This window comes from Undibacterium sp. GrIS 1.2, assembly GCF_040544435.1.
Classification (GTDB): Bacteria; Pseudomonadota; Gammaproteobacteria; order Burkholderiales; family Burkholderiaceae_D; genus Undibacterium.
The window spans coordinates 24,507-35,550 of the sequence record NZ_JBEONP010000049.1 but is presented as its reverse complement, the minus strand read 5'-3'; the positions used below and the strand labels follow the sequence as shown (position 1 = coordinate 35,550).

The following is an 11,044-nucleotide window of genomic DNA, read 5'->3' as shown; positions in this document are numbered from 1 at the left end:
ATTGGGTCGTGGCTCATGCCTTCTCCTTAACTTTGAAACGAAGGAGTGTGGCGCGTTCATTTCATCATTGCTAGATGGTTGCGTCGGACGCTTACACTCTTTGAAATTGGACGCATGCACATAAGCATCCAGCCACGCCGCTTCGAGCGCCTTCATAAATGCGAGCCGGCGATAGTTCCGAACGATGAACTCAAGGCTTTCCGACGGAATATAACCATGGAAGTTGTCACCACTCGCGATGGCCGCTTGCACATTGCTCGCGGCCAGTGCAGTCAGCCCCGTGAAGTCGAGCCCATCCGTTGGGGACCCGGCCTCCACTAAACCGCCCCTCCGGCACGTATAGCGGGACCGATCATGCCAGTGCCTCATCAAGCTCGCCGGGCAGCGCGACGACATTTTCCGCGCTGAACCAATCCGTCAGCTTGGTCATGGCATTTGGGCTCAGAAACTGTGTGAAGAGCAGCGCTAGGCGAACCTTCGGCCGAGAGCAAGCGACGTAGAAAAGATTTCGATTATTTTCGTAAAACTCCAACTTGTCGGCCGGTGGGCCGGCGTCGCTCCATGCGAGCATCTGGGCGAAATCGTACTTATTCCAGCCTCTGCCGACGACCACAAGGACATTCTCAAACTCGGCGCCCTTCACGCCATGTTTCGTTGCAAACGGCGTATGGCCATCAATGAATCGGTCTAGCGCTATAACCTCAGCGTAAGAGACGGCCCGCAGCTTGCGCAACTGGGTGACACGCCGTGACTCTCCCTCGACAGGTTCAGGCCCCGTTTCCACCAGCCTTCTTTCGCGTTCCTCCACCGCCTCGGGAAGCCGCATGTGTGGCTGCGCAGCGATAAAGTCGATCACCTCACCAATCGATCCAGAAAGCCGTAGCGCGATCAACTTCACCATCGCGTCAGCCCATGCGACCTTGTCCATGTGCTTGCGGATACGCGGCATGCCCGCGCCGAAGCACTCGAACATCTCGCCGTAACGCCGCGCTTCGAACGCCCCGCAAGCCGGTTCAAGCTGGTCGGTCAGAAACTTGATATGGGGATCATCTTTCTTCAGCCAGGGGTCGTTGAACTGACCGTAAATCGGCGGAACGCTCGCGTATCCCTGTTCGCGGGCCAGAACGCTATGGCTGAGCATGAGTATCTTCGTCTTCCCAACTGCGAAATCCCAGCCCTCGCCGCTGAGCCGTCTCTTGATGTGACCGAAATAGGCTCTGGCCGCGTCGGCGCTGGTATCGCCTGTCCAGTGGCCGCCGCCCTGTCCCGTGCGCCTGACTCCTGGCCATGCATTGGTGTGGAATACGCGCGCTTCGCCTGGCGCGTCAGGGTCACTCACCATCTGCGGCAGATCGGGGCGCATACGATTCAGCATCTGCACGATCGGGGCCACCGAGCGGAAATTGGCGTTCTTGTCGATTACCTCAAGCGCGGCATGCTCAACCGAGCCGCATCCGTCGCCATAAATTTTCTGCCAATGATCGCCGAACAACCCAATCAGTGGCCCTTCGCCTCGATCGAGAAACCAAATCTTAAGTGCGTCAACAAACGCTGCGTCGGTGTCCTGGTACTCGTCAATCAGGAGCACCGGGTAACGTGCGGTTAGCACCGCCCGAAACTTGGGCAGTGCCATGACGTGAATCATCAGTGCAAGCACATCCTCATGCCGGATCGTGACCTGCTCTTCCCCCACGCTTGGGAAGCCAAGCTCATAGTGCACCCGTCGAGCGCCGATGCCACCAGTTGGCACCAACCTCTCCGCCCATCCGGGCAATCCGGGCACAATCGCGCGCAGGGTCGTCTGAAAATCCTGCAGGATTGACCAGCAAAAGCCATGGACGGTCTCTGACCGCACCGCCGGATGTGCTCCGATACGCGAAAGTATCTCGTCCTTGGCGACGTTCGTGTATGTGATGCAACCAACCTGCTGACGCTGGCGAAGAAGCTCTGAGCCGCGTTGGTCAATCAGTCGGCGAAGCGCCTTGTCGAGCGAATAGGTTTTGCCCGCACCGGCGCCTGCCTCCAAACGAAAGCTCCTCCCCTCGTCGAGGCAAAGGAACATCCGTTCAAGTGCGACGCGGCCGGCGGCATCGGCGGGACTTTCGACACCATCAGCCATTCTCGCCTTCCTCAGCGACATTCAGGGCGACACCGACCACTTCGGCAACGATTGCGACAGCGACAGCGGGTGGCGGCTCCAGGGCGGCAAGGTTGCCGTGAGCCAACCAGCGCAAGCCCTCCGAAATGTAGCGGGGCACGTTCCAGTCCGTGTGCTCGATAGCGTGCTCCAACGCAAACGTCGACTTTTTCTGCTCTGCGGCGTGCTCATAGGCGAGTTCCGCAGCATCCCCATCGCCAAGTGGAAAGCGGCCGGGGTTTGCAAGAATGAACGCATCTTCAAAGCTACGCGCGCACGGCCCGCCGTCTGTCTCGGGGATTTGGTAGGCGAGCCGGCGAACGCCGACCATCTTTTCGACCGACGTCTTCGCCAGCAATGCGGCTGGCGAAACATCATTTTCGAACCAAGCCTTGATGCAGCCGTTGCTCGTGAATTCGCCCCCCCGCAACGGGCACTGCCACGCGCTTCCCTTTCTCGTTGGCTTTCACGACGTCGATGTCGGTGATGATCAGTGTGCGTAATTCAAGGAAGGTCAGAAGATCAAAAAAGCGGTGCGCGTAAGCGCCCCCGACCTCCATCACCGTTAAATATTGGCTCGCCAGTTGTGGCTCGCCGGCAGCGGCGGCGTCAGTCTTGCGAATCATGGACGGAAGCAGGAGCCGCTCCGAGGTGCCCTCGATGAGGACGGCCTTGTCGGCGAAGAACAGATCACACCGAGTCAGTGTCAGATACTGGTGCAAGAACTCCCGGTCGGGCGCTGGCGCGTCGCCCATTCCCTGTCGCAAATCTTTAATAACCGACCGGCGTAGGCCTTCGCCATCCGGCACTGACAGGAAATAGCGCATGGATTCGAAACGTGCTTCGTTCGCCATGTGCGGTGAATGGGTGGACACGACGAACTGCACCGGCCAAGGCCGGTTCTCGTTGAGCTGCGCCACGAACGCGCTCGTGATCTGGTCGAGCTGGCGGATGAAGACCTCCTGCATTTGCGGATGCAGATGGGCCTCCGGCTCCTCGATGAAAACTAGATGCACCCCAGCCGCCGCCGGGGTCGCCTGATACTCGCGAAAGAAACGCAGCAACTGCAGGAGCATATAAACGAGGTTGCGCACCCCGAGGCCGTTGTATGTCTCGGGCAATGTGACGCCGTTCACACCCAAATAGCGAACCTTGGTGTGGTCATTGAGCAGCTTATCAACATCAAAGCTGGTTTCGGTAACTAGGCCGGGGTCGGCTAACCCCGGATAGCCGAAAAGATCGAACGTGGGCAGCAAGGAAGTCAGCTTCGCATTAAAGCCGGCATGCAGGTCACCCTGGATCTGCTCCACCGCCGCTTTCAACTGTTCGGCAGTCGTGCGTTTTTCCGGATCAAGTGGATCAGTCAATGCCGACTGGAAGAGCACTTCGACGACTTTGCCGAGCACATCGCGCTCGCGGTGGGTGTCATCGTCCAATCCCCGCTGCGCGTTAATGAAGCCACCGCGAACCAGCGCGGTGAGCGTCTTCGGCTCTAGGGTCTTGCGATTGGTTGGATCGTTAGGATCGACCGCCTCAAGTGAGGATGCATAAGCGCCCGGCAACCGGCTCCCGAGCGCGCGAAACAGAGTGATACGGTCGGCGGCCATATCTTCGCCGGCCGCGACGATCCCGGCGAACAGTGCTTCGATTGCCGTCGATCGCGGACCAAAAGTCAGAACCAGCCGCGCCTCTGAACAGTCTGGATTGAGATCAATGATGCAGTCGCTGAGCGGCCCTAAATCGGGCGCATCTACATCATAGGAAATGTCGAGGGTGATTCTGATCGACGGGAGGTGTCCGAGCACATCGGAGGCATCTGCGTCGGCCCGAAACGCAGCGAATGCTGTCCAAAAGCATTCATGACAGCCGAGGGAGAAATCCTCCAGCCGAAATGTCAGAGTCCGTTCGGAAAGGAGCCGACGGAACAGCTCAGCTATTGATGTCTTGCCGCTGTTGTTGCGGCCGACGATCAGCGTCGTCCGCTCTTCTAATCCTATCGCGACATTCCGCAGGAGTCTGAAATTTTCAATCTCTACATGCTTGATGCGCATTTAATTTTTCTCCCCAATCCCATGTCTATGAAGCCAGAGGATTTCAGATCATTAGACCGACGGCACAATGACATTATTTCGATTAGACCTCGATGACGATCTGCTGCGCGATCACGTTGTACAGATCGACTTCCATCTGTTCGGTCCGAATCGACACGATCAGGCTGTAACGAGCCGGCAGGTCGTAACGCTCCAGCGCGGGCCGCGTGCGCCACCATCCGGCCGATGGGTACACCGCAATGAAGCCTCGACTGGCGAGTTCGGCGGCAGTCCCCTCCCAAACATCCTGATGCAAGGAGCCTCGGTGGCGCTGCCGATCGCCCAAGTACCAATTTGGATCTTTTGGGTTGACCGGGTCGCCATCATCTTCCCGCTCAGCGGCGGCATTGACCCGTGCAACAAAGTCCTCCGTGGTCGCATCGAGCGGGCGCTGAACATCGAAACGCAAACGGTGCGACGGATAGTGGAACTTCGAAGCAGTACCGCGCGCGGAAGGATTAGGTTCAATGAAATACGACAAGGTGACGCGCATCTGCACCTTGGCGTTCTGCAACGCCTCCAATTGCTCTTTGGGCCACGGCAGTGCATGCAAGTTCATGTCGCGGCTCACGATCCCTTTCTTTTTGTCCTTCACATAGGGATGGACCAAGTCTTCAACGACCAGGGTCAGCGAGTTGCTCGCGCTCCACTGCGCACGCTCCAGATCAGGCGTACCCCACCCGCAGTGGCGGATCAGGTCGACATAGTCGTTCTTGTTCACCGGCCGATTGACGGGCAGATACATCCCCCGCATCGCGTCGCTCCATTCGGCAGAGTGGACGATCAGGGCACGAATCGTTTCCGGACGCAGTGCGGGATAAGCACTCATGAGCTGTGCCGCCATCCGCGCGCACAGGGCCGAAGCGGCGCTCGTCGCATTGGTCGTCGTCAGCAAGCGCTCGTCCGGGCGATGATGCGTGGTGAGCAAATTGAGGCTCGGCATGCCCGCAGCGCCGAACGCATCCCGACTGACATTGCCACCCTCCAACACCACGTCGGGCTTCAGTGGCCAAGCACCGTCCCAAGTCCGTGAGGTCGTGGTGTAGGGGCTCAGCCCACCTTCCGCAGCAATGGCCTCAACGGCAGCATCTTCGGTATCAATCTTTTCGGTACATGCACCCACGGTAATGGCGTTCCACGCCTGCCCAGGATCATGGACCAAGTTGGTCGACAAACTGGCGGGATAGGTCATCCAGGCATCGTGCTGATTGGTATTTCCTGCCGATAGGATAAAGAGCCTGGGAAACTGTCCGGCCCCGTCAGCATCAGCCGCCAATCTATCCACAGCGGACGACCACGACGATGGACGGCCGCGATCTCGATAGTCCGAAGCGGTCACGGCCGATGTGAAGACACGACGGCGCAGTGGCGCTGCAATCTCCGGGCGGCTTACCCCTTCGGCGAACAGATAAGCATGATGCTTCGCAGTGCCTGGATTAGCGCCATCATTTGGCGTGAGCTTGACCGACTCGATACGGTGCTGTGTGCGAAAAAAATCATTGGCCCCGAGCTTGTCTGTCAGGTCACCGTGTGCCACCAGACCGGCTAACCCGGTGCCGTGATTTGCCCGGTCATCTACACCCCACCCCGGTTCGACCGTGTGCAGATCGCCGCCCGCCAACAAAGGGGCCAGCAGGGGATGACCACGGTTGACCCCCGAGTCCAGCAGACAGACGTAGGGAACCTCATCACCTTCGCCTGCAAATTGCGTGCGGTCCACCAGGTCATTCACCCATTGCCGCTGCTCGTCCACGCCCATGCCGTCAAAGAATTCAGCCGTATCCTTGGCCCTGCGCAGTTCCGCCACGCAGTTGAGCGTCATCACCGACGCGGAGAACTGCTCTTGTGAGCCGTACATCAGCAAGACCGTGCGTTCCGGAAAATTGGCCTGTGCAGGGCCAACGACGCAACCGGCCAGCTCCGCGACCTTCTTAAAATCCGCCACCACATTCTGGCGTTGGCCGACTGCGCGCGCTGGAAGCCAGACCTCCCACCAGAATGCTGCGGCCGGGTCTGCGGGTAGCAGCGCGGGATCGTCCGTCCACAGGGCACGCAACTCCGCAACACGAATCGATGCAATAGTGTCGAGCAAGGGGCGGTGGTCGATGGCGTCGCCGTTCTTGTTCTTCTTTTCTTCGAGGTATGCAGTTAAGTACTTCTCAAAATGCTCTAACTGCCCATCGGGAACAAACACGTTGGCGAAAGTGATATCACCTTCCTTGCTAACACTAAGCAGTTCGATTTTCTTTGTGCTGTTCGCAAGGCTCTCAAAGGCCAGCTCGACCTCGGGTTGGCTGACAAACTGGATCTGCAAGCCCAGCCCGCCTTCCAGTCCTTGCTGCTGCTGCGCGGCGATCGTGGCGGCGGCAACCGGCTTCAATGCAGTGAGCTGGTTCCGAAGCGATTGGCCATGCTGTTGTCGAGGCAGTTCAGGCACGGTCTTACGCCCACCCCCATTGGGTGTGTGCGCCGTGAACGCAAGCGGTTTGGCCGTGTTGTGCAGTACGAGGTGCGGACGCTTATCGTGAGGTTGATCCGGCATGGCTGGACGTTGTCTTATTGTTATTTGCCAGCTTTTGGCTGAGCTGTCGGCGCTCCAGCAACGCGAGACTCAGACGTTCTTGCGTGGTGCGTTCTTCGTCATGCATAACCGCTTCTTTAATCGCATCATCTACGGCGCGGCGGATCTCAGCGTAGCTGAGCCCTTCGGCTTTAGCGGCCAGTACCTTAAGCGGGAACGGTTTAGGTACGAAACCGCCCAAACGCGATCGAATTAGTTCGCCCGCCTGCGCCACTGTCGGGAGGTGATATTCGATCATGTCGTCGAAACGACGGAATAAGGCGTGGTCTAGAATTTCCGGATGGTTGGTTGCGGCGATGATGAGACTGTTCGACTCGTCGTGCTCGATCATCTGCAGAAAGCTGTTGAGCACACGCCTAATCTCGCCGACATCGTTGGCTAGCCCCCGCTGCGATCCGATCGCATCGAACTCATCAAAGAAATAGACCCCACGCACCTCGGCAATCGCATCGAAAACCTGACGCAGCTTCGCAGCGGTCTCGCCCATGAATTTGGTGATAAGCGCGTCCAACCGCACCAGGAACAAAGGAACGCCCAGCTCGCCGGCCAGCACCGATGCCGTCATCGTTTTGCCCGTACCGGGAGGCCCCACCAAAAGCAATTTGCGACGCGGCGACAGGCCATGCTCACGAATACGCGCGAACAGGCGCTGCTCCTTCAAGATGCGGTGCAGTTGCTCCGATGCCTGCACATCAAGCACCATGTCCGCAAGCCGATTCTTTGGGTAAGTTACACCGAGCAGATTGGCGAGTTCGCCGCGCGGTCGGGCAAGTGGAACCAGCTTGCCTGGTTCGCCCGGTACCACACGGGCCTTCGCTGCATCGATCATATCGCGCAGTTCTTCCGCCAGTTTTCCGTGCCCGACCTTGGCTTCGTGGGCGGCCACTTGCATGGCGACGGAATAAAACTGACCGTCATCCCGGCTGATATGGGACTTCACCAGAGCTTTCAATTGTTCCGCGCTAGCCATGCCGTCCCTCCCTTGAAGTATGTGCACAAGCACGTCCGAGGAGACTCTCCCCGTCGATGCCAAGCAGCGAGCCCTTCATGCGGCCACCGTAATGCCGGCGGAATCGGTGCAGCGTGCAGGTCGAATCACTATCTCGACGTGCTGGTCGAGCGATACGAGCGCCTGCATTAGACGCTCAAGGGAAATGTTCTGGAGCTTATAGCGCCGAACCTGGGACACCTTGGGCTGCGTCATACCAATGATGGCGGCTACTTCGGTCTGGCTGAGGTCGCGCTGGTCGATTAGGTCATTGATCTTGACAGCGAGCACGGCCTTCGCGGACAACTCTTCTCCGCCGTCGATCCCCAGATCGACAAGCACGTTGTCCGTCCCTGTATGGTTTTCGCTGCTTCGCATCATGATCTCCGGCTTAACCCACGTGAGGCAACCATATATTTTGGCCGCGTTCAGAGCAATTGGCGCTCTTCTTGCTGTAAATTATATCCGTCCGGGTATAGCCTGACAAGCATAACGTGATTAAACATATGCAGGCGCGGACAACCTTGTTGTTCACTCAGACTAGCCGTTATAGCGTCGGTCAGGTAGAAAGCACCCGATGACGATTTTCCGTTCTAATTTGTCCGCATCGAAATTCGACAAAACAGCAATATTTACTGTGCAGTGAATTTTGTTGACCGACGCCGGGCGTCCCGGCGTTGCCGCCGTCGGGCTCGCGGGCGTTGCCCCGCGCCTCGTGCCGAGTCACGGCCATTCGGCATTGATCCCTGACGCCTCCGGCCCTTTGGGCCTGCGCGCGCCGCTTGCCGTTAAGGCGGTGAAGTGTGTGGGGTGGTCTTGCTGTTCCCTTCAATGTACCACGCCGTTCTCGCCGTCAAGGGCTGCGCGTGCTCTGCACGCTGGCGTCCGTGCGGCCGTCTGCGACCCCTGACTGCTTGCGCTGCGGCGTGTTCCTCCGGTTCAAGGCAATTCCGCCCGATTCGGACAGGAGCACGATCATGTCGCAACTTACTCATTCTCTCGATTCTTCCCTTCTCATTCGCGATGTCACAGGCGACTACCGTCCTGCCAACGCCGACGAGGTGTTGCTGGCTGCGCAGCGTGTACTCGCAGGACAAATGCGCGACTGCGAAGTCCTGAACTCGCCGCAGGTGGTGCGCGACTTCCTGCGGGTGAAGCTGGGAGCGCTGGAGCACGAGGTGTTCGCCGTCATCCATCTGGATGCACAGAACCGTGTCATCGAATACGTCGAGATGTTTCGCGGTACGGTGAGCCAGACATCAGTGTATCCACGCGAGGTGGTCAAGGAGTCCCTGGCCAGGAATAGCGCTGCGTTGCTGCTGGTGCATAACCATCCGAGCGGTTCAACCCAACCGTCGCGTGCCGACGAGATGCTGACGCAGGCACTGAAATCGGCACTGGCGCTGGTGGACGTGCGCGTACTGGATCACCTGATCGTCGCTGGTGGCGACATCCTGAGTTTTGCCGAACGCGGCTTGTTGTAACCCGAGGGGGGCATTGCCCCCTTTTTTTGCTGCGTCCTTGACGTGCAATAAAGGCTGCGCGCTGCGCTTGCCTCCAGGGGTCGGCTGACGCCCACCCCGCCGCGCAGGCTTGGCGCCCCACAGGACCGCCGAACAGGCTGCGCCTGATCGGCCAGCACACAACGTCGATTGCGCGCCACGCGCTTTGCCCACTTCCAGTCAGGCGTGCTTGCCGCACGCAGGGGCGCTCGCCGCGCGGGGTTGGTTTCAGCGCATCGCCTGGCCCATCGACCGCTGTTCGTCTTTCCCCAAGTTCATCGCTTTCTCCCGCGACCTTAGCCCGCAGTGCCTGGCCGTCAAGGCGCGCAGGGCCGAGTCCTCGCTGTGCTGCGGGCCGCACCAACCCTGCGCTTCTTCCTTGACGGCCAATCCCTCGCAGGCCCGGTTTTTCGCGGGCGATGAACTCAGGAAAGACGGCGGCAAACAGGGACCGGCCCAGGTCTCTGCGCCGAACCAACCAAAGCCACAACGGGCTCCAAATCTTGGAATCCGGTCAGCTTTGAAACCACAGCTTCAATCACAGGAGAAAGACCATGCAACTCAGTTCCCGTTTCGCTTCCCGCTCCCCCGTGCTGCGCGCCGATCATCCGTTGTCGGATGACCAAATCCGCACCGTGGCCCCGTCCATCTTTGCCGAAGACAAGCACGAAAGCCGCTCTGACCGTTACCGCTACATAGCAACCGGCGCGGTGTTGTCCGAATTGCGCAAGGAAGGATTCCAACCCTTTATGGTGTGCCAGACCCGTGTACGCGATGAAGGCAAGCGCGAACATACCAAGCATATGGTGCGCCTGCGCCATGCCGACCAGATCAATGGCGCGGAGGCCAACGAAATCATTTTGTTGAACTCGCACGATGGCACCAGCAGCTATCAAATGTTGGCGGGCATGTTCCGCTTCGTCTGCAAAAACGGCTTGGTGTGCGGCGATACCGTGGCCGATCTGCGCATTCCGCATAAAGGCGATGTGGTCGGGCAAGTGATCGAAGGCGCGTTTGACGTGCTGGATGGTTTCGACCTTGTGCGCGAGCGCCGCGACGAGATGCGCGCCATTACGCTCGACCGAGGCGAGGCCGAAGTGTTTGCCCATGCGGCGCTGTCTCTCAAGTACGACGACCCGACCACGCCCGCACCGATCACCGAATCGCAGCTATTGACGCCGCGCCGCCGCGACGACGACCGGCCCGACTTGTGGAGCGCCTATAACCGCGTGCAGGAGAATTTGACGCAAGGCGGATTGCACGGACGCACCGCCACCGGACGCAGGCACAGCACCCGGCCCATTCAAGGCATTGACCAGAACGTCAAGATCAATCGGGCTTTGTGGATGCTGGCCGAAGGCATGAAGCGACTCAAGGCTTGACCGGCTGAATCAGCGAGGGGGCGTAATGCCCCCTCGACAATGAAGACACACGGCACAACAACGGGCGGCCAGGCCGGGCCGCCGTGCGCCCATCCGTTCCGTCTGGGCGCACGGCGGCGGTCGCTACGCGACCACTCGATGGCTGTAGGTGTTCGCCATCGCTGGCAAGGGGAACCAGCCGACAAATGCCAGATGCTTCGCATTGGGTAGTTCGGCAATCCTGTCTGAATTGTCGTTGCGTCTCCCGGCATAGCCGGGCCGCGCTGTCGTGCGTAGCATCGAGCCGCCATAGCGTCTCGCCCCTTTCGGGCTTCCATCGTTCCCTCCCTGTGGTCGGCTGACGCCTGCGCACTGCGCTTGCCCT

At 59.3% G+C, this 11,044-nt stretch carries 9 protein-coding genes; 2 read left to right on the top strand and 7 right to left on the bottom strand.

Features of this window, described 5'->3' with window-relative positions:
• From AAKU61_RS17910 to AAKU61_RS17880, 7 genes are all read right to left on the bottom strand, one after another.
• Nucleotides 1-252 (bottom strand): hypothetical protein (locus tag AAKU61_RS17910; protein WP_354334457.1); only part of this gene is annotated, 252 nt, incomplete at its 3' end.
• A gap of 100 nt (nt 253-352) precedes the next feature.
• Nucleotides 353-2,119 (bottom strand): UvrD-helicase domain-containing protein, encoded by a 1,767-nt coding sequence (locus AAKU61_RS17905; RefSeq protein ID WP_354334455.1) that lies wholly within the window; start codon nt 2,117-2,119, stop codon nt 353-355.
• A complete protein-coding gene (locus AAKU61_RS17900; RefSeq protein WP_354334453.1) occupies nt 2,112-2,258 on the bottom strand; it encodes a hypothetical protein in 147 nt (48 codons plus the stop codon). The genes AAKU61_RS17905 and AAKU61_RS17900 overlap by 8 nt, the downstream gene beginning before the upstream one ends.
• A 253-nt stretch (nt 2,259-2,511) precedes the next feature.
• Nucleotides 2,512-4,188, bottom strand: coding sequence for an ATP-dependent nuclease (locus tag AAKU61_RS17895; RefSeq protein ID WP_354334451.1), 1,677 nt, complete (start codon nt 4,186-4,188; stop codon nt 2,512-2,514).
• A gap of 82 nt (nt 4,189-4,270) precedes the next feature.
• The gene (locus tag AAKU61_RS17890; RefSeq protein ID WP_354334450.1) at nt 4,271-6,769 is read right to left on the bottom strand and encodes a S8 family peptidase; all 2,499 of its coding nucleotides are present in this window, start codon (nt 6,767-6,769) and stop codon (nt 4,271-4,273) included.
• Nucleotides 6,747-7,778 carry an AAA family ATPase gene (locus AAKU61_RS17885; protein ID WP_273121871.1) on the bottom strand — a complete coding sequence of 344 codons (1,032 nt, stop codon included), beginning with the start codon at nt 7,776-7,778 and terminating at the stop codon, nt 6,747-6,749. Before AAKU61_RS17885 ends, AAKU61_RS17890 begins: the two co-directional genes overlap by 23 nt.
• A gap of 75 nt (nt 7,779-7,853) precedes the next feature.
• Complete coding sequence (locus AAKU61_RS17880) at nt 7,854-8,174, bottom strand: helix-turn-helix domain-containing protein (RefSeq protein WP_323492809.1); 321 nt, start codon at nt 8,172-8,174, stop codon at nt 7,854-7,856.
• 599 nt (nt 8,175-8,773) lie between these two features.
• On the opposite strand from AAKU61_RS17880, the gene radC reads away from it, so the two are divergent.
• Together radC and AAKU61_RS17870 are read left to right on the top strand one after the other, a co-directional pair.
• Nucleotides 8,774-9,280 carry a RadC family protein gene (radC, locus tag AAKU61_RS17875; protein WP_354334447.1) on the top strand — a complete coding sequence of 169 codons (507 nt, stop codon included), beginning with the start codon at nt 8,774-8,776 and terminating at the stop codon, nt 9,278-9,280.
• Between the two features lie 572 nt (nt 9,281-9,852).
• On the top strand, nt 9,853-10,680 hold the full coding sequence (locus tag AAKU61_RS17870) for a DUF932 domain-containing protein (RefSeq protein WP_354334445.1): 828 nt from the start codon (nt 9,853-9,855) through the stop codon (nt 10,678-10,680).
• Nucleotides 10,681-11,044 lie beyond the last annotated feature (364 nt).